Source organism: Candidatus Saccharimonas sp. (assembly GCA_015256915.3).
Lineage (GTDB): Bacteria > Patescibacteriota > Saccharimonadia > Saccharimonadales > Saccharimonadaceae > Nanogingivalis.
The window spans coordinates 217,283-237,787 of the sequence record CP076101.2 but is presented as its reverse complement, the minus strand read 5'-3'; the positions used below and the strand labels follow the sequence as shown (position 1 = coordinate 237,787).

Sequence of the window (20,505 nt, the reverse complement as noted above, 5' to 3'; positions counted from 1 at the left end):
AGATTTAATAATGCGAGTTTTACAACCAATTTATTTTTATAAAAAACAACTTCTAATCGCGGGATTTGCTTCGCTTGGATTTTTACTTTTATTAAACATTTTTGCAGTTGCTGGGCGAAATTCCGCCAAAGCCAGCGGCGAGGGAAACAAAATTTTAACTGTTTTCGAAAATGGCCAAAAATTTTCTTTTAAAACTAATGCGAAAACAGTTCGAGAAGCATTAAATGCGCAAAAAATTAGTTTTTCGAAAGATGATACAGTTGAGCCAAGCCTTGATGGCGAACTAACAGGCGCGGAATATAGCGTAAATATTTATCGCGCAAAACCAGTAATCATTGAAGATGGTGATTCAAAAATAAAAGTAATGACCGCCGCACAAACCTCACGGCAGATTGTTCAAAAATCTGGAATTAAAATTCATGATGAAGATAAAGTTGCCTTCGAACAATCCAGCAGCATTCTTGAAGATGGAACAACAAACTCATTAAAAATTACACGAGCAAAAGAGATTTCGGTTGAACTTTTTGGCAAAATCGAAAGTTTTCGAACACAGAGCAAAACCGTAGAAGATTTCTTAAAAGAAAAGAGTATATCGCTCACAAAAGATGACGGAATTTCAATTGATAAAAAAACCGTAATTTCGAATGGTTTGAGTTTTCGAATTTGGCGAAACGGTAAGCAAACAATTACAACCGAAGAAGAAGTTGCTTTCTCAACCGAAATAATTAAAGATGCGAATAAAGATTCTAGCTACAAAGAAATAAAAGAAGCTGGAGAAAAAGGCTCGAAAAGCGTAACTTATGAAATTGAAATGCAAAATGGAAAAGAAGTTTCACGCAAAAAAATTAATGAGACAGAAATTAAACCGGCTAAAAAACAAGTTGAGATTATCGGCACAAAAGTGAACTTACCAGCTGGCTCGCACAGTGATTGGTTGAGTGCCGCAGGAATTTCTTCAAGCGACCACGGAATTGCAAATGCAATTATCGGTCAAGAATCTGGTTGGCGAGTTAACGCAACAAACAGATCAAGCGGAGCTTATGGCATTCCGCAAGCTTTACCTGGTTCGAAAATGGCTTCAGCCGGAGCTGACTGGCAAACAAACCCAATTACGCAGCTTAAGTGGATGAATTCTTATGTGCTTGGTCGCTATGGAAGCTGGCAAAATGCTTACGCCCATAAAAAAGCAAAGGGTTGGTATTAGTGGCAAATTTGAAATTTAATCAAAAATCTGGTAAAAAGTTTTCGAAAAAAGCTAAAAATAGCGAAAATTTAAACTTAAAAAATAATAAATCACTTGGTCAGCACTGGTTGCGAGATAGGATTGTTCTAGATGGGATTGCAGAAGAAGCTGAAATTAAAAATGGTGATTTTGTACTTGAAATCGGCCCTGGGCTCGGAACTTTAACTTCTTCACTTTTAAAATTTGCAGGTAAAGATGGTGAAGTTCTCTCAATCGAGTTTGATGAAAATTTGGCAAAAAAACTACCAGCGCAATTCCCAGGGAAAAATTTAACCGTAAAAAATACGGATTTTTTGGATTTCGATCTTTCAAAATTGCCAAAAAATTATAAAGTTGCCGCAAACGTACCGTATTATATTACTTCAAAAATTGTTGAAAAATTACTTACTAGCGATAATAAACCAAGTATTGCCGCACTTTTGGTACAAAAAGAAGTTGCTGAGAGAATTTGTGCGAAATCTGGCGATTTAAGTGTTTTATCAATCGCCTCACAGATCTATGCGAATTGCGAACTTGGCCAATTTGTACCACGAGAGTTATTTACACCGCCGCCAAAAGTGGATTCGCAAGTGGTAGTTTTGAAAAGTCGCGAACAAAATCTGATTGAAATTTTTAATTCGAAAAATAATTGTAAAATTTCTGAAAGGGAATTTTTTCGAATTGTAAAAGCTGGCTTTGCCGCAAAACGCAAAAAAATTGCCAAAAGTTTGAGTGCTAATCTTGCAATTTCGAAAGAGCGAACAACTGAAATTTTAGAAAAATGCGAGATTTCGCCAGATTTGCGAGCACAAGACCTTAAAATAGAAGAATGGCTTAAAATTTCAAAAATATTCTATAGTAAATAAAGCGCTACTGCTTTTTACAATATTAGTAATATAATTGAGTTATGAAAGCAATCAAACTCAACAAAAATCAAAACTTAACCAAAAAAGGGATTTACAATCATTGAAGTTGTTTTAGTATTGGCTATAGCTGGTCTAATATTTTTAATGGTATTTTTGGCTTTACCAGCACTTCAACGATCACAGAGAGACGTGCAGCGAAAGCAAGATGTCGCAATGGTCGTGACAGCCCTGCACAATTGGAAAGCTAATAATAAAGGGCGAGGATATGCAAGTATGGGGAATAGTGTATTAACACCGCTAGCAGATCTAAATGAAGAACAGAAAAAATACGGAGTAAATAACAGTATTGAACCAATAGAGAATAGCCCTTTAAATAGCTATATTAGTTTTGATCTTAAGAGTGGTAAAAATAAAAACGATAGTTCTTCGAGCTTAAGTTTAAATACTAAAATTGTCACAACATCAGTCAACAATAATGTTACACTCTTTAGAATAGATAGTCCTAGTTTTAGGGATCACGAAAGAATTGCAGTAGTAGTTGGTATGGGGTGTGATAATATAGAACTAGCATCAAATAGATCAGTTGTACTGAGAAACATAAAAAAAGGAGCGGCCGCAGTTGTATATTTACTAGAATCCGGCGGAGCTTATTGTCAGGAAGCCTAAAACTCTTGGGCTTTTGTTTTTATTTGAATTTTATGATATAATTATAAGCAGTATGACGAAGAAAAAACTTTATATAACAACTGCAATTCCTTATGCAAATGGAGCGCCTCATATTGGAAACGCTCTTGATTACTTAATTGCCGATATTTGGGCGAGATACCAGCGCCAGCAAGGAAATGAAGTACGTTTTCAGGTTGGAACAGATGAGCACGGTAATAAAATTGCTGAAAAAGCCGCCGAAAATGGTTTAACTCCACAAGAATATGTTGACGGAACTGTTCAGAATTTCAAAAATTTGATGGACAAAATGAAAACAACTTACACCGATTTTGTTCGAACAACAGATTTACACCATGTCGGAGCATCACAATATATTTGGATGAAACTTCAGCCATATATTTATAAAAATACTTACGAAGGATGGTATTGTACAGGTTGTGAGAGTTTTTACACTGAAAAAGAAGTAACTGAATTTCATGGCGTTTGCCCAAACCATCAAAAACCTTTCGAAAGGCTTTCAGAAGAGAATTATTACTTGCGAATTTCAGAATTTACACCAAAAATCATTGAAGCCATTGAAACTGACCGAATGAAAATCGTGCCAGAATATCGCAAGAAAGAATTTTTAAACTTCTTGAAAGGCGGGCTTGAAGATGTTTCAATTTCACGACCAAAAAAGAATTTAACTTGGGGTGTACCTGTTCCTGGCGATCCGGAACAAGTAATGTATGTTTGGATTGATGCACTTGCAAACTATTTAACCGTGATCGGATACCCAGATGTTGCAGGTTGGCAAGAATTTTGGCCAGCAAATGTTCAAGTTATTGGAAAAGATATTTTACGTTTTCATGCGGGAATCTGGCCAGCAATGCTACTTGGGCTTGATTTAGCTTTACCAAAAACTCTGCTTGTTCATGGCCACATTTCAAGCAACGGTGTGAAAATGAGTAAATCGATCGGCAATGTGGTTGATCCGAACGAAATTATCAATAATTACGGACTAGATGCTTTTAGGTATTATTTCTCACGGCACGTTGCAACTCAAGATGATGGAGATTTTACCTGGGAGAAGTTCGAAAATGCCTACAACAACGAACTTGGTAACGACCTCGGCAATTTGGCTTCACGCGTAGCTAATATGGTTAAGCGTTATCAATCTGGCGTGGTTGGTGAAATTCCTAGCGATGAGCACGATCGCCATACTTACAACGAGTATATGAAATCTCTAGAATTCAATAAAGCGATTGATGAAATTTGGGGATTGGTTCGCGCCCATAATCAATATATTGAAGGTGTAAAACCTTGGGAAATTGCCAAGAAAGCAAAAGAAAATAAAGATGAAGAAAATCATCTAGCAGAAGTTCTTGCGCACTCTGTGTCAGGTTTATTACAAATCAGCAAAATGCTTGAACCGTTTATGCCAGATACGGCCGAAAAGCTTCAAACGATTTTTAGTAGTGGCGTAATTCGCGACGAAGAAATCGGCTTACTTTTCCCAAAAATTTATCTTAAAACTGAAGATCCGCGTGCCGCAAAAATCGCAGCCGCACAAAATAATCAAGCTAAAAAATAACCAGAACCTCGGCTTTAATGCTGAGGTTTCAACTTTCGAAAGGATAAAATGAAAATTATTGATTCACATTGCCACATTCACGATGTAAATTTTCCAATTCCGCAAGAAGAAGTTTTTGAGAATATGCAAAATTCTAAAATCTCAAAAGCAATTTGTATTGGCGAAAATCTTGAAAATTCTAAAATTGGCGTTAAATTTGCTGAAGAAAATTCTAGCAAAATTGAACTTTTTGCAGCGATTGGCGTTCATCCACATGAAGCCGAAAAATATAGCCCAGAAGAGTTAGTTCATGAACTTGAGCAGCTTTCGAAAGCTCCAAAAGTGGTGGCCATTGGTGAAATTGGTCTTGATTATTTTTATGAAAATTTCAACCGTGAGGCACAGAAACAAATTCTAAAAGCTCAGCTCAAGCTTGCTCAAAAGCTAAATCTGCCCGTAAGTTTTCATGTTCGAAATGCTTTCGAAGATTTTTGGCCAATTTTTGATGAAATTTCAAAATTCGGTAAAATTCGTGGAGTTTTGCATTCTTTTACAGATTCGAAAGATAATTTAAGCAAAGCTTTAAAGCGCGATTTATTTATTGGCGTAAATGGAATTTCAACTTTTACAAAAAAGCCCGAAGATCTTGAAGTGTTTGCAAGTATTCCACTTTCAAGAATATTAATCGAAACAGATTCACCATTTTTAGCACCAAAAGGCAAGCGCGGAAAGCCAAACCAACCAGCTTTCTCAAAGTTAATTATTGAAGATTTAGCAGAAAAACGGCAAATTTCAGCCGAAGAAGTTGCTAAAATCACAACCGAAAATTGCGAAAAACTATTTAAAATTTAATTTACCAAATATTGACAAAAATATTAAAATATGATACAATTTAATCATATTTAAGGTTTAAAAATGAACAATTCTGACAAAAGTTTATATCAAATTCCATATTTTTCAGGAGCTCAAAAAGAGCCAGATTTCAAAAAACCAAAAACCCAGATTGCTTACGACACGCCAAAACAAATGCCCTTAAAACCTATTCAACAGGTTAAAAAGCCCGCATTCCAGCCAATATTGAAAAATAATCAAATTGATATTTTTGGTGAAATGCTTGCGAAGAGCGCTCAAATTTTGCAATTTCGAAATATCGCCGAAGAAGAAATTCGTCTTTCGCACTTAAAATATACTAGAAAATCTTTTTTGAAAAATTCAAAAAAACACGAGAGCAATCAACTCTATTATAAATATCTTTTTGCAAAATTCAAGAAAAATCCGCAAGATATTTCGCGAGCATTAATCAATCTTGAAAGCAAAGTTGGCGCACAAATTTTTGGGCCAACAACGAACGGTATTCGGCGAGAATTTTTCGTGCTTGACCACAATTCTTGGATTTATCATGAAGAATGGATTGACGGCAAGCGAAAAGTTCACCAAAATACAACCAGATATGAGCTTCGAAAAGACCAAGTGATTAAAATTGAAGCTGGGCCACACTATTTTGATTTAAAAGGAACAGAACTTCAAAATTTTCACCATGCAGTGCAAGTTTATTACCAGAATGTCTCACGATTGGTTTATGGCAGATAGTTTGAAATTCTTAAAAAAGTGTGCTATAATTGTTCAGAATTGTTTTATTTTTTAACGAAAGGAAAGAAATGGCTAAACATAAAAGTTGGCATGGAGCAGACCGCAAACGAGCTTTGCGTGCAAAACTAAAAATTGAAAAACGCCGCGAAGCAAAACGCCGTGAACGAATCGCAGCTGCTTTGGCCGCAAAATAATTTTAAAAATTTTAAAAAATCGCTTTTCTTAAAGAAGGGCGGTTTTTATTTTAATATTTTTTTAGATTATTGCTTTTTATTGATTTTATGATATAATTATAAAATCTATCGAATTTTCGAAAGAAAAAACGCTTTGGAGGTGGAAGAAATGGAAATTAAGGATAGAGGCATCTTAAATGTTATGAATAAAATCGAAAATGACGAATGGTCATTTTGTTTTCTGCATGAGCTCGGGATGGATCAGCAAGGTGAGATTTCGGTTTGGCTTTCAAATCTAACTTATCAAGATGATACGGTCTTGAATATGTCGCCAGATGACATTATGGAGAAATCCTGTGTTGCATTGCTTTTTGACGAAGAAACGGGCGAAGTAATTGCTTCCGCTTCAATGATGCAACCGCAAATCAATTCTTTTGGTCAAAGATTGGGTGAAATTGGCTCAATGTTTACCATTGAAGGATATCAGCGACAAGGAGCAGCGAGCTTTTTGGTTCAGCAAATTGATGAATGGGCAAAAGCGCAAGACGATATTCACGGTGCATACGCTTTTTTGAACTCGAAATCTCCGCGTTCATTTGCGGTGAACGGCTATAGCGGTGAAATTGAAAAAGATGGGAAAATTTTGAATGCTGCAGAAATCGTTCCGGCTTATGCATTTAATCTTTGCAGAACGATTTGCCGAGATGAAAAAGCAATGCATCTAATGGATCTGGAGCTTCGAAAAAAAGCTCTAGAGGAGAGAGCTGAAATGGAAAGTTCAGAAGAATTAATCCAGATTCGCGATGAGCTTGATTACGCAAAATTCGAACGGTGGATTCGTTTCGAAAAATTAATCTATGAAAATAAGACTAAGATTTACAGGCTTTCATATAGCAAAGACTTAAATGCTAAACAAGATATCGAAACACATCGTAAAATTATCGATTTTTACCACGATAATTTAAAAAATAACTTGCACTGTTGTGATGTAGTAGTTGCAAAATTATTCTAAAACAGAGTGAGCTAAATGCTCGCTTTTTTCTTGCTTTTCAAAACTGATTATGGTAAAATATTTACATCAAGGAAGTGGGCAATGTTTAACTTAAAAAATATTTTTAGCGAAAACTCAGAAAATAAAAATTCGAAAAATACTTCGAGAAACTTTTTAGGCGATGGGAAAGCAATTTTAGATGCCGTTGATGATGGAGTTTTGGCAGTTAATTCAAAAGGGAATATCTTAGCAATCAACCCAGCAGCAGAGCAGATTACGGGCTGGAATGGTAGTGATGCGGCTGGATTGGTTTTTAATTCAGTTTTAAAAATTACGAATAATGAGGGTGGCGAAATGATTGAAATTTCCAACCCGGTGAATCGTGTTTTACGAACTGGTGAAAATTTCACAACACGAGATTTATTTATTAAAACTCAAAGCGGGAAAATTGTTCCGATTTTCTTGGCCGTAAACTCGATTGATAGTCAAAATTCTGGCGTAGTTGTAGTTTTTAGGGATATTTCGAAAGAGTTAAAAGACAACCGTGAACAAGCAGAGTTTATATCAACTGCGAGCCACGAAATGAGAACACCAGTTGCAAGCATCGAGGGATATATTGGCTTAGCCCTCAACCCAGCTACTGCAACAATTGACGCACGCGCAAAATCTTACCTTCAAAAAGCCCACGAAAACACCAAGCACTTAGGCCAACTTTTTCAAGATTTACTCGATATTACAAAAGCAGAAGACGGACGGCTCAAAAATGAACCTGTTGTTTTAGATGCAATTGAATTTTCACGAAACATTTGGGAAGGGCTAAAACCAAAAGCTGAAGCAAAGGGTTTGAATTATATTTTTGAACCAGATGACCACAAAACAGGCGAAAAAACTCTAACGCCAGTATTTTTTATTCATGCCGACCGCGATCACTTACATGAAATTTTGAATAACCTTTTCGAAAATGCCATAAAATATACGCCGAGCGGAATGGTTTCTGTGAATGTTACGGGTGACAATAACAATGTTCAAATTTCTGTTAAAGATAGTGGAATTGGGATTCCGGCCGAAGATATTCCGCATTTGTTTCAAAAATTTTATCGTGTAGATAATTCTGAAACGCGAGAAATTAATGGTACAGGGCTCGGGCTATTTTTGTCGCGCAAACTTACCGAGTCGATTGGCGGATTCTTGGATGTTGAAAGCGAATATAAAAAAGGTAGCACTTTCACTGTAAAATTGCCAAGAATTACGCGCGAAAACGCCGAAAAATTAAAAGCTATTGAAGACACTAAAAAAGCTGAGGAACACCAAAAAATTGAACAAAAAAATAATCAACGTGAAATTGACGAAGCCGACCGCGACATTACAGCAATTCTTGAAGATCCTAAAATAGAAAATCCAAGCGAAGAAGTTTTCGAAATTACCCAAGAAATTCAGCCAGAAACTTCAATTAGCATTCCTGAAACTATTTCGCAAAATACGCAACCAGAGAATTCGCAAGCTCAACAAGCTCCGTATACACAAAATACTACTGAATCAACTCAACAACAAGAACAACAAATTTATGATAATTCTGCGCAAAATATAGCTCCAATTCCGCAACCAAATATCGTAAATACTGAACAAAACCAACCGGCACAAAAGGTAATTCAAGCACAGCAAGACTTTTCTAAATATGGTGCAATTCAAGGTTTTAGCCCTCTAGCGGGAGCACAAAATCAGAATGGCCAAAATTCTGCACCAAATCTTCAAACAGTACAAAATTATGATGCTCAAATAGCGGATGAAAATTTACAACAAAATACACAAGCTGTTCAAAATAATTACTCGCCTCAAAGTTCAATATATACAAAAAATCAACAATTTCAACCGCCCCAGATAATGGAAACTACGCAGAATATAGCGCCTCAGCCGACCCAGTATCTATCAAATCAGCCAACTCTAAATGATATCGAAAGAATGAAAATTGAATACGCTCAAAAAATGATGAATCATCGGAAAAATTAAGCATAAATAGTATAGATTTTTTCGAAAAATAATAGTATAATAGGAGCAATATGACAAAGATTTTATTAGTAGAAGATGATAAAAGTTTGCGCGAGATTTATGGCGTTCGGTTATTGGCGGAAGGATACGATATTGTTTCGGCTGGTGATGGAGAAGAAGCGCTCGCAATGGCGATTAAAGAACGACCAAACCTAATTGTAAGTGATGTAATGATGCCAAAGATTTCCGGCTTTGACATGCTTGATATTTTGCGCTCAACAACTGAAACGCGCGGTATTAAAGTTATTATGATGACAGCTCTCTCAAGTGAAGAGCAGCGCCGTCGCGGTGAAGCACTTGGCGCTGACCGCTATCTAGTGAAATCTCAAGTGGGAATCGAAGATGTTGTGCGAACAGTTCACGAGGTTCTTGAAGATGGCGATTTAACAGTAGAACAGCGAACTGCACAAAAACAAGCGCCAATATCTATGTCCACCGAAGAAACTCCTGCAATTCAATCGCAAGAAATTAAAGCACCATCCGAATTATACTCTACCGCACAAACTCAGGCAGCCCAAGCGCCAATTCAAAATTTCGAAAAACCAGCGCCAGCACCAGTTCGACCAATTCAGCCTATTCAATCTCCAGAACGTGCCGCAGCACCAAGTTTAGCTCAATTTGAAAGAGAACAAACGATATCTTTTTCTGCAAACCAGCCAACTCAATCAACCCCTCAATCTGTGCAGTTTGAACAGCCCCATGTTAAAGTAGCGCCAGTTCAAAATTTTAGAACACCAGAATCGCCTACAATTGAAGCTCCAGCTCATCCAATTAGTGATTTTGTGAATCAGCCTCAAGCAGCCGCTCAAAATAATCAGCCAGCCACACCAACTGTTTCTGGCGAACGAGTAGTTCAACCAATCGAAAATAGTCGAAGTGATGAGGAAATATTATCTTTTCAAATTAATGATATTCTAAGAGGTGGAACAGGCGAAAACCCCTTAAATAACAATTCTCAACCTCCTTTTGGAGCCCAATAAGTTGTGGAGCAAAAAACAGAACGCTTAAATAAATTCCTGGCATTACAGCTAGGAATTTCGCGTAGGCAAGCAGATGAACTTATCGAAAAAGGGCGAATTTCTATCAACGGAAAAACTGCTCAACTCGGTGAACGATTCAAAGCAGGCGATGAAATAAAGCTCGGCGAAAAAATAATCTCAAAAACTCGTGAAGAAAAAAAATATGTAATTTTTAATAAGCCTCGCGGCTATGTTTGCTCGCGGAAAAAACAGGGTGAGAATGAAACAATTTATGCTATTCTCCCAAAAGAATTTAGCGTGCTAAAACCAGTTGGTCGGCTCGATAAAGATTCAAGTGGAATTTTACTCTTAACAAATGATGGCGATTTTGCTTTTCAAATGACCCACCCAAAATTTCGAAAGGTAAAAGAATATCTAGTTTCTCTTGACACGCCGCTTCAGCCAATCCATCAACAGATGATTGCCGATTTTGGAATTAACCTACCAGACGGAAAATCACAGCTTGGGCTTGAACGGCTTGATGATTCGCGAAAAAACTGGAAAGTTATCATGAGTGAAGGTCGCAACCGCCAGATTCGCCGAACATTTTCGGCTATAGGCTACGAAGTTGAAGAACTACACAGAACAGTTTTTGGCTCATATATTTTACCGAAAGATTTAAATTTTGGTGATTTTCGAAAAGTTGAAAAGCTGTAATTTAAAAGAAGAAAAGACCTCAATTGAGGCCTTTTTATTAATTACTGCAATTCAGCAAGATCAGCAAGGTTAATCAATAAATTCATTACATAACCACTCGAAATTTCAACTCTTTCATCAAGCATAATTTGATAAAAAATATCCAAAATCTTTTCGAAATATTCTTTAATTTCAATCGGAATTTTATCTTTATTACCAGAGTTATGCTCGAACTCACAAGCTCGAGCAATTTTTTCAGTCAAACTTTCTCCAGGAAAATTAAAATAGTGAATTTCTGTAGCATAAGTTCGCACAAGTTGTCCTGCCGCAACTGGATTTCCGAATTTTTCAATATTAATCTTAAAGACAAATTCACTTCGAACATCCAAGATTTTTTCAACATCAAAAAGATTTCGAAAAATCTCAAAATTAATATAGGGCTCGCCACTCACAAAAGCCTGTTCGATAATTTTTCGAGTATCTTTTGCAACTATTCGACGAGTTTTCATTGACGCTAATGGAATAGCCGTTGTATCTGTTTTGAAATGTTCTTGCATTTTATGCACCTCCAAAATTTTCTTGGATTCTTATTATATCATTTTTTAAGTTCTTAAGCAAGTTTCTCAATATTGATTTTTATTTCGAAAAATTATACAATAATTGAATATGCTAAAAACTAAAAAAGAACTTCGAAAAATGTTCTTCGATAATTTTCTCGGCACGATTGCCGATAATCTTGTCGAAGCAAACTGGGCGCTAGTAATGGCCTGGTATCCAAATGTAGCTTATGCTCAAAAATCATTAACAATGTTCGCAGTATCAGATACGCTGTGGGTGGTACTTTCGTGTGCTTATTATGCCGTTCGAACAGCTCTAGTTGCAAATTTGCCAGCTTACATGGTGGGCAAAAGTGCCGAAAAAGCTTCGAAACCTTTAAAAAATGCATTTTATTTGGTTTATTTAATTTTAACACCAGCCGCTCTTATTTCTTTTATTTTTGCGGGCGAAATTCTTGGTAGCCTTGGAGTTTCGAAAGAATTGCTTTCAATGTATGTACCTTATTGGCGAATTTGTGTAGCAACAATTTTCTTAGTTTGTCCAAGCCAGATGTTAATAACTTCTTATCTGAAAGCAACTTTTCGAACACGAGAAGCAATGATTCTCGACCACGCCACAACTTGGTTTATGGCGATTGGTTCTTTTATAGCACTTTGGGTTTTTAATTGGGGAGCGAATGGAATGATGATTGCCTGTTTTTTGGCTAACGCAATTCCATTGATTTATTTTTTAATTGCTAAACCTTGCCCGAACTTCTTTAAAAATGGTTTTGAATTTGATCAGAGATGGATTAAAAAACTTTGGCTTAATACAAAATGGGAAATTATCCGCAGATTAGCTCCAAGAATTGTTGCTATTTTCACAACATCATCTTTATTATATCTTTCACCATCATTCGTTTCAGCCCGATATTGGATTTATACGATCGGTGCTTTTCTTGAAGGCGTAGTTGATGCGAGCGCAAGTCTTGCAAATGTTGACGTTTCTTACAACTCAAAATTAGGCTTTAAAACACAAAAAGAAGTTTATCAAAATAATAAATTTATTTGGCGGTTAGCTTTAAAATTTTTCTTTATTCTTACAGTTTCGATTGGATTTTCGGCGCCAATTTGGGTGAATATTATTTCAAATGATTCAGCGGTAAAAAACGCAATCCTCAATCCGATGATTTTGATTTTATTTGCAATCGAAGTTTGTTCAAAAATTCGCTATTATATTCTGCTTTCAATTACGCGTTCATTTTTGAAAAAATACAATGGCACCATGCAAGTTATTTATGCAGCAGCAACCAGTATTCTAACCCCAATTGGAATTTTAATTTTTCTAAAAACTCTAAACCTTGGCTTGACTGGCGTATTTTTAACCACTGCAATTGTTGGATTTTTGCAATTCTTTTTATCTGAAATTTATCTTCGAAAACAAAAAATTAAAGTTGGATTTTAATTTCGAAAAGTTTGAATTTTTAGGCATATTGTGTTATAATTAAGAAACTATGTCTAAAAATCTCCCTAAAGTTGCAATTATTGGTCAGGCGAATGTTGGAAAATCTTCGCTTTTTAACCGAATGATTCGTGCCCAGCAAGCCGTTGTTGCACGAGAAGCCGGAACGACGCGCGACAGTGTTCTTGGTAAAGTTAATTATAAAAAACAGGCTTTTTGGCTGATCGATACAGCTGGTTTAAAAGACCCAAATGATGAGTTTGAGGCTACAATTCAAGAACAAATTCAAGACGCGGTTGACGCCAGTGAATTGATTTTGGTAGTTCTTGATAGCACTAAACCTTTTTCAAATGAAGATCGCTTGATTGCAAAAAAGGCTTTAAAATCTCGAAAGCCAGTAATTTTAGTTTTGAACAAAACTGACTTAAAAGGGAATTTACCAAATGAAGAATTTTTGCGGCTTGGTGTTAAACCGATTATTCGAACTTCTGCCGAGCATAATGCTGGCGTTGATGAACTCTTGACCGAAATTGCTGAAAAAATTCCAAAAGTTAAAGAAGAAAAACGCGACAAAGATATAATTCGTGTGGCTTTAGTCGGCCGCCCAAATGCTGGAAAATCCTATCTTTTCAATACGATGGCGGGCAAACAGCAGGCGATTGTAGCAAATGTTGCTGGAACAACGCGTGATACCAACAAAACGCAAATTCGCTTTAATGAAAAAACTATCGAAATTATCGACACAGCTGGAATGCGAAAACCCGGCAAACAAGAAGTTGGAATTGAAAAATTCAGTGTGCTTCGAACTTTAAATGCGATTGACGAAGCCGATATTTGTTTGCTTTTAATGGATGCAAACGAACTTAATACTCAGCTTGACCAACGAATTGCTGGCTTAATTAATGATGCCGGAAAAGGGATGATTATCGTAGTTTCGAAATGGGATAGTGTTGAAGGGAAAGATGCTTACACTCGCGACGCTTTGGCGCCACGAATCGCATATTATTTTAAATTTACTCCTTGGGCTCCGTTAATTTTTACGAGTTCGAAAACTGGCCAGAATGTGACCAAAATTTATGATTTGATTTTGAAAGTTCACTGCAACCGTGCAAGACAAGCAAAGACTTCAATTTTAAATCAGCTTTTACAAAAAGCAACTCAAGCTCATCCGCCAGCAGGTTTAAAGAATACACATCCAAAATTGCGTTACATTTCACAAAGTGATAGTAACCCACCTTGGTTCATTATTCATGGATCAAATCTAAAATTTGTTCATTGGAGCTATAAACGATATTTGGAGCGCTTAATTCGCGAGAATTTCGATTATTCTGGCACGCCGATTAAGTTTTCTTTCAGAGATGAAAAACAAATCAAAGAAAACCGTGCAAGAATTTCGGCTGGTAAAAAAGTAGTCAACAAAAACTCTGGCGCGCTCAAAAAAGCTACCGATACACAAAATAAACGCGAACGCAAACGCGACGAAAAACTTGCTCGAATTCAAAAAAATCAATAATTTTCGCCCCGCGCTTGGGGCGATTTTCGAAAGGACAAAATGAAAATTATACTTTTTCAAGGCAATTTTCCAGAAAAATATAATGGAACGCGCCATAATATTGGCTTTGAATTTGCAGATTTTTTGGCGAAAAAGTTAAACGCAAAATTCCAAGAAAAGCCAAAATTTAAAGCTTTTATTGCTGAAATTACACTTTTTGGTGAAAAAGTTTTGCTTGTTAAGCCAACAACTTTTTATAACGAAACTGGCTTTTCAGCTCGTTCAATTTGTGATTTTTATAAAGTGGATTTTCGAAAAGATTTTTTAGCCGTTCACGATGATCTTGATTTGGATTTTGGCGTGGTTCGTGTTCGAAAAAGTGGAAGTTCAGCCGGAAATAACGGTTTGAAATCTTTAATTTCAGTTTTTGGTGAAGATTTTGCACGAATAAAAATCGGTATCAAAAATAAATTTCTGCCCAAAATTGGTGCAATGAATTTTGTTCTTGCAAAATTTTCGAAAAGTGAAAGCGAAAAACTGCCCCAGATTTTTGGAGTTTGTGAAGATTTTATTGAAGAATTTGCGAAAGATTCACTCAAAAACGATAAGCGATCAATCTAAAAAAATATTCTTATTTGCTTTTATATAAATAATAAAAAAGCCATAGGGTAGTCATGACACCTCTCAGCTTCTTAATCTCATTAAACACCACTTCAAATTTAGAAGATTTTTTACTTATTGAAATTTCTGCAGAAAATCTACCAAATTTCATATTCACTTCATAAAACTATCATAAAATGTAGTTAAGTATGAAACTAAAGTGAAAGGAGATAGATTGAGAATCATACAAAAGTCACTGGCTTATGTTACGCGAAAGAAAAAAAGAACTACGATTGTTTTTTTAATTCTTACTGCGGTGCTTTCAAGCCTATATGCATGTTTGAGCGTAGTTAATTCTAGCATTAATCTAGAAAATTCGCTATATAAAGCATCGAATTCATCTTTCTCGATAGTTAAGAAAGATTCTCAGGGCTATTTTAGCTACAAAGATATTAAGAATATTCGAAATATTAAAGAAATCAAAGAGTTATTGCTTGAATACGAAGGCTTGGCCAAACCTAAAAATGCTAAAGCTATATCCTCTAATCAGCAAGTTCAGCGAGATGATCTTGGTGAAGACTCAAAAAATACAGTTGCAATTTACAGCACCAACAATACCGCTAAAAATACACTCTTTAGCAGTGGCGTATTCAAGCTCAAACAAGGTCGTCATCTAGAACAAAACGATAGAGGAAAAGCCTTAATCCACGAAGCTTTCGCTCAAAAAAATAATCTAAAAATTGGTGATAGAATTGAGCTTAATTTAATAAATACAAGCGACAAAAAAACTAAATCTCAAAAAACTAGGTTTGAGATTGTGGGGATTTTTAGCGGTAAAAAGCAAGAAAAATATACTGGTTTATCTTCTGATTTTAGTGAGAATACAATATTTTCAGATTTCGAAACAACTATGCAAGCACTTAATCTGTCAGAAAACGAACGACTTTTAAGCAAAACAACTCTATACACCGAAACGGCGGACCAGCTAGATAAAGCCATTGCAAAAACTGAAAAACTTAATATCGACTGGTCTAAATATAAGATTGAAAAAAATAATGCCGCCTTCAAGGACACTTTAGAGTCAATAGCTGGAATTAAAAATATTATCAATTTAATGACTTATTTGATAATAATTGGTGGAAGTGTAGTGCTTAGCTTAATTCTAATGCTTTGGTTGCGCGAGAGGATTTATGAGATAGGAATTCTACTATCAATCGGCGCAAGCAAACTTCAGATAATATCACAATTTATTATAGAGCTAGTTTTAATATCAATCCCTACAATAATCAGCTCTTTCATTCTTGGAAATTTAGTTTTCAGCTTAATCACAAAAGGGCTCAGTGAAGCCGAAGAAACCTCATCTGTAGCATCAAGTTTCATAAACAATATTTTTGGGTTAGACAGCTTAGCGGTTTTTATGCAAAGCTATAGCATATTAATCACAATAATTATTCTGTCTGTAATTATTGCATCAACGATGATTTTAGTTAAAAAACCAAAGGAAATTTTATCAAAAATTAGTTAGGAGAATATTATGAAAATATTAGAGATTAAAAATTTAACTTATAGCTATAAAGATTCGAAAGAGAAAGTTCTAGCAAATGTTAATGAAAGTTTCGAAGAGGGAAAATTCTATGCGATTATCGGTAAATCTGGCTCCGGAAAATCCACACTACTCTCATTGCTAGCTGGCCTAGATGAGCCAGATAACGGAAAAATACTTTTCAATGGAGAGAATATCCAAGAAACTGGCTACACAAATCACCGCAAAAACAACATCTCTCTGGTTTTTCAAAATTATAATCTCATCGATTACCTTTCACCGCTCGAAAATATCCGCCTAGTGAATAATCAAGCCCAGCAGGATATTTTGTTAGAACTTGGTCTTAGTGAACACCAAATTAAACGAAACGTGATGAAGCTTTCAGGCGGCCAGCAGCAAAGAGTAGCGATTGCGCGCGCACTAGTTTCGAGCGCACCAGTTATTTTGGCTGATGAGCCAACTGGAAATTTGGATGAAAATACAGCTAGCGAGATTATCGAGATTCTCAAAAAACTAGCTAAAGAAAGGAACAAATGCGTAATTGTCGTAACTCACAGTAAAGAAGTTGCGCGTGCTGCCGATATTGTGTTCGAACTTAACAATAAAAAATTAATCAATAAACGTGGGTAGAAGGGAGTAAAATAATGTTAAAAAATGCTTTTGCATACGTAACGAGAAAAGGCTTAAAATCACTAGTGATTTTGCTAGTCATCTTGACAATGTCGGCCTTGAGCTTAATTAGTTTATCTATCAAAGAAGCTACCGATAAAGCTTCAACTAAAACTTTTAGCAATATCACAAATAGCTTTTCAATGGAAATAAACCGCCGAGTTAACCCTGGTACACCAAGAGGTGGAGGAAACGTCAAGGGCCAAGATATTAAAAAAATTGCCAATTCTGAAAATATAGAAAGCTACGTAAAAAGAATTAATAGCGTTGCCGATTTAGACGGATATGACATCATCGAAACATCAGAAACTTCATCAAATCAATCACCCGAACGAGCTAAGAATTTCAAAAGAGCCGTTATGCTTACTGGCGTTAATGATTCTTCTAAGGAAACTAAATTTGTTTCAGGCACATATAAATTAGTTGAAGGCAAGCATTTAACCAGCCAAGACAAAAATAAGGTTTTAATTCACAAAGATTTAGCCAAAAAGAACAATCTCAAAGTTGGCGATAAGATTAAGATAAAATCAAATTTATTTGACGCAGATAACGAAAAAGGCGCTAACGAAACGGTAGAAGTTGAAATAAAAGGCCTTTTTGACGGGCATAATAAAGGTGGTGTTACTGCTGCACAAGAACTTTACGAAAATACCTTAGTTACAGATATTCACACTGCAGCAAAGGTTTATGGAAACACCGAAGACACGGCAACTTACCAAGATGCAACTTTTTCCGTTAAAGGAAATAAAAATCTTGACCAAGTTATAAAAGATCTTGGAAAATTAGATATAAATTGGCAAGAATACAGTCTAATTAAAAGCTCTTCAAACTATCCTGCGCTTCAGCAATCGATTTCAGGAGTTTATTCTATAGCTAACCAGTTATTTATCGGGTCATTGCTATTCGCCGGAATTATAGTTTCGCTGCTATTGTTCTTATGGATCAATGCCCGCAAAAAAGAAATTGCAGTGCTACTTTCATTAGGAATTTCGAAAGGTCAAATTTTAGCTCAGTTTACGGTAGAGTTAGCTTTCGTAACAATTCCAGCTTTTATTGGTTCATATTTCTTAGCTAGTTATGCCGGAAAACACATTGGAAACAATATTTTGCAAAGTGTTACCGGAAATATCGCTAAGCAAATTGCTAAACAGTCAGCTTCAACAGGCCTAGGTGGTGGCGCCGAGGTGGATGGATTTAATAAAACTCTCAGTAGTCTTGATATGACGATCAATCCAAATATGCTGGTCTGGGTAATTATATTCATGACTATTGTGCTCGCAATTTCGCTATATATCGCTTCATCTGGTATTCTAAAGAAAAACCCTAAAGATTTATTATCAGATACAGAATAAAAAACAATATCAGTGCCACAATGGCACTGATATTCTCTTTGAAGTAGACGCTATAAAGTGATATAATATTAAAAGATGGCAATGAAAATACTTATTACCGAAGATGACGCAACAATACGAGAAGGGATTTGCGCATATCTATCTGAATTTAATTATGAAACAATCGAGGCGCGCGACGGACGAGAGGCTTTGTCTAAATTCGAATCAAATAAAATCAACTTGGTGATTTTAGATATTCAAATTCCATTTATAAACGGCCTAGATGTCCTTCGAAGAATCAGAGAAAAAAGCAATCTACCAGTTCTTATTTTAACTGCATTTAGCGATGAAGAATTTAAAATCACTGCCTTTTCAAATCTGGCGGATGGCTATATTGAAAAACCGTTTTCGCTCCCAGTTTTGAAAGCTCGAATTGACGCACTAATTACAAAAAATTATGAAAAATTCGAAGTTTTCAGTTATAAAGATCTAGAAGTTAATTTCAGTAATTTTTCTGCAAAAATAAATAATTCCGCAGTAGAAATTAGCGCAAAAGAAATTGAGGTTTTAAAATACTTATTACTCAACGAAGGCAGAGCTTTAACTAGAAAACAGATTTTAGAAAATGTTTGGAAGGAAAGTGAGAACATACCATTCGATCGAGTAATTGACGTTTATATAAAAGACCTGCGCAAAAAATTTGGGCTTGATTGCATTAAAACCATCCGTAACATTGGCTACAAACTGGAGAAACAATGAGAAATTTGAAAATTTTTCCAAAGATGTTTTTATATACATTTTCTACATTGAGTATTTTAGCTATTTTAATTCATGCATTAATTTATTTTATTTTTCCAAAAGTCTACCTTGAAACCCGCAAGCAAGAAATCACCCAAAAAGCAGACCAAATCACCAAGAATATCCAAGGAAAAAATATCGAAAGTATCAAGCAAATACTTGAGCTGTATTCTAAAAGTAGCAAAGTTAAAGCTTTTGTGAAAGATAACGAACATTTAAATGAAATTAAAATAGATAATCAGATTGAGGCAGATTTAACCAGCAATAATAACTCTTTAGTTATTGAAGATAGAGAAGTTCAGACCGCTTCTAACGAAAAAATACTGGTTAAATTTATCTCAACAACAGATATGAATAAAGACGCAAAAGAGCTAACTTTTCAGTTCTTACCAATTTCAATCTTATTTTCTTTCATTTTTTCAATTATCGTTTCTTTAGTATACGCCAAAATTATAACCAAGAATATCAATGAAATCAAAACCACAACTGCTCAAATGATGAAACTTAACCGAAATGCTAAGCTGAAAGTTAATTCCACAAATGAAGTTGGCGCTCTAAAAAGCCAAATAAATGATTTATATTCAACACTTATAAAATCAATTGATGGCCTAGAAATCAAAAACCAAGAAATCACTAAACTCGAAAAACTAAAAAGCGAGTTTTTTAGAGGAACTTCCCACGAGTTAAAAACCCCATTAGCAAGCCTCAAAATAATTCTCGAAAATATGAAATATGGCATTGGTAAATATAAAAATAAAGAGAAATCTATTGAAGATTGTCTTAATATCGTTGACCAGCTAACTCAAAATATTGCTCAAATATTATCAACCTCTTCATTCGAAAATATAAAAAATGACGAGAAGCTTATCAATATCAATAAAGTATTACAAAAGGTTTTAGATAACTATAAATTATTAGCCGAGCAAAAAAATATCTCAATAGACAACCAGCTGAGCCAAGAAGAAATTTATATTGGCGAAACAGCATTAGAAATCATTCTTTCAAATTTAGTGAGTAATGCCGTAAAACATTCCAACCAAAACGGTCAAATAAATATTGGCGTCAAGAATAACTGGTTTTATATTGAAAATTCAAATCAGAAAATTAAAGACAGCAGAAATGCTAAAATTTTTGAAACAAATTTTGACCTAAATAAAGAAAAGGGTAGTGGATTTGGACTTTATATCGTTAAAAATATTTTAACAAATTACAAAATCAAATATAAAATAGAAAAGAGTAAGATTGGTGTAAAATTTTTAATTGATTTATCGAAAAAATAACTTAGGCTATTCTCCTTAAAATTTTATACTTAA

Annotated in this window: 19 protein-coding genes; 18 read left to right on the top strand and 1 reads right to left on the bottom strand. The window is 35.2% G+C overall.

The window, feature by feature from the left end:
* The first annotated feature begins 10 nt into the window (after positions 1-10).
* From HXL38_001235 to HXL38_001190, 10 genes are all read left to right on the top strand, one after another.
* Positions 11-1,204 (top strand): DUF348 domain-containing protein, encoded by a 1,194-nt coding sequence (locus HXL38_001235; GenBank protein QWB91180.1) that lies wholly within the window; start codon positions 11-13, stop codon positions 1,202-1,204.
* An 8-nt stretch (positions 1,205-1,212) separates the two neighbouring features.
* Entirely contained in the window at positions 1,213-2,088 is an 876-nt protein-coding gene (rsmA, locus tag HXL38_001230) for a 16S rRNA (adenine(1518)-N(6)/adenine(1519)-N(6))-dimethyltransferase RsmA (GenBank protein ID QWB91274.1), read from the top strand.
* A 96-nt stretch (positions 2,089-2,184) separates the two neighbouring features.
* The gene (locus HXL38_001225) at positions 2,185-2,754 is read left to right on the top strand and encodes a type II secretion system GspH family protein (protein QWB91273.1); all 570 of its coding nucleotides are present in this window, start codon (positions 2,185-2,187) and stop codon (positions 2,752-2,754) included.
* 52 nt (positions 2,755-2,806) lie between these two features.
* On the top strand, positions 2,807-4,327 hold the full coding sequence (gene metG / locus HXL38_001220; protein QWB91179.2) for a methionine--tRNA ligase: 1,521 nt from the start codon (positions 2,807-2,809) through the stop codon (positions 4,325-4,327).
* A gap of 48 nt (positions 4,328-4,375) precedes the next feature.
* Positions 4,376-5,158, top strand: a complete 783-nt coding sequence (locus tag HXL38_001215) for a TatD family hydrolase (protein ID QWB91178.1) — start codon at positions 4,376-4,378, stop codon at positions 5,156-5,158.
* A 63-nt stretch (positions 5,159-5,221) separates the two neighbouring features.
* The gene (locus tag HXL38_001210) at positions 5,222-5,896 is read left to right on the top strand and encodes a hypothetical protein (protein ID QWB91177.1); all 675 of its coding nucleotides are present in this window, start codon (positions 5,222-5,224) and stop codon (positions 5,894-5,896) included.
* 375 nt (positions 5,897-6,271) lie between these two features.
* Positions 6,272-7,081 carry a GNAT family N-acetyltransferase gene (locus tag HXL38_001205; protein ID QWB91176.2) on the top strand — a complete coding sequence of 270 codons (810 nt, stop codon included), beginning with the start codon at positions 6,272-6,274 and terminating at the stop codon, positions 7,079-7,081.
* Between the two features lie 81 nt (positions 7,082-7,162).
* Positions 7,163-9,067, top strand: a complete 1,905-nt coding sequence (locus HXL38_001200; GenBank protein QWB91175.2) for a PAS domain-containing protein — start codon at positions 7,163-7,165, stop codon at positions 9,065-9,067.
* 50 nt (positions 9,068-9,117) lie between these two features.
* On the top strand, positions 9,118-10,086 hold the full coding sequence (locus HXL38_001195; GenBank protein ID QWB91174.2) for a response regulator: 969 nt from the start codon (positions 9,118-9,120) through the stop codon (positions 10,084-10,086).
* Positions 10,087-10,089: 3 nt separating this feature from the next.
* The gene (locus HXL38_001190) at positions 10,090-10,782 is read left to right on the top strand and encodes a pseudouridine synthase (GenBank protein ID QWB91173.1); all 693 of its coding nucleotides are present in this window, start codon (positions 10,090-10,092) and stop codon (positions 10,780-10,782) included.
* 41 nt (positions 10,783-10,823) lie between these two features.
* Here the strand turns inward: HXL38_001190 and HXL38_001185 are convergent, their stop codons facing one another.
* Positions 10,824-11,318, bottom strand: coding sequence for a hypothetical protein (locus tag HXL38_001185; protein QWB91172.1), 495 nt, complete (start codon positions 11,316-11,318; stop codon positions 10,824-10,826).
* 109 nt (positions 11,319-11,427) lie between these two features.
* On the opposite strand from HXL38_001185, the gene HXL38_001180 reads away from it, so the two are divergent.
* The 8 genes from HXL38_001180 to HXL38_001145 all read left to right on the top strand — a co-directional run bounded on the left by HXL38_001180 (position 11,428) and on the right by HXL38_001145 (position 20,472).
* Positions 11,428-12,762 (top strand): hypothetical protein, encoded by a 1,335-nt coding sequence (locus HXL38_001180; protein QWB91171.1) that lies wholly within the window; start codon positions 11,428-11,430, stop codon positions 12,760-12,762.
* 49 nt (positions 12,763-12,811) lie between these two features.
* Positions 12,812-14,272, top strand: a complete 1,461-nt coding sequence (gene der / locus HXL38_001175) for a ribosome biogenesis GTPase Der (GenBank protein ID QWB91170.2) — start codon at positions 12,812-12,814, stop codon at positions 14,270-14,272.
* A gap of 39 nt (positions 14,273-14,311) precedes the next feature.
* Positions 14,312-14,872 (top strand): aminoacyl-tRNA hydrolase, encoded by a 561-nt coding sequence (pth, locus tag HXL38_001170; protein QWB91169.2) that lies wholly within the window; start codon positions 14,312-14,314, stop codon positions 14,870-14,872.
* Between the two features lie 220 nt (positions 14,873-15,092).
* A complete protein-coding gene (locus tag HXL38_001165; protein ID QWB91272.1) occupies positions 15,093-16,376 on the top strand; it encodes an ABC transporter permease in 1,284 nt (427 codons plus the stop codon).
* A 9-nt stretch (positions 16,377-16,385) separates the two neighbouring features.
* A complete protein-coding gene (locus HXL38_001160) occupies positions 16,386-17,024 on the top strand; it encodes an ABC transporter ATP-binding protein (protein ID QWB91168.1) in 639 nt (212 codons plus the stop codon).
* A 14-nt stretch (positions 17,025-17,038) separates the two neighbouring features.
* Entirely contained in the window at positions 17,039-18,415 is a 1,377-nt protein-coding gene (locus tag HXL38_001155) for an ABC transporter permease (GenBank protein QWB91167.1), read from the top strand.
* An 81-nt stretch (positions 18,416-18,496) separates the two neighbouring features.
* On the top strand, positions 18,497-19,153 hold the full coding sequence (locus HXL38_001150; GenBank protein ID QWB91271.1) for a response regulator transcription factor: 657 nt from the start codon (positions 18,497-18,499) through the stop codon (positions 19,151-19,153).
* A complete protein-coding gene (locus tag HXL38_001145; protein QWB91166.1) occupies positions 19,150-20,472 on the top strand; it encodes a HAMP domain-containing histidine kinase in 1,323 nt (440 codons plus the stop codon). The genes HXL38_001150 and HXL38_001145 overlap by 4 nt, the downstream gene beginning before the upstream one ends.
* The last annotated feature ends 33 nt before the right edge of the window (positions 20,473-20,505 follow it).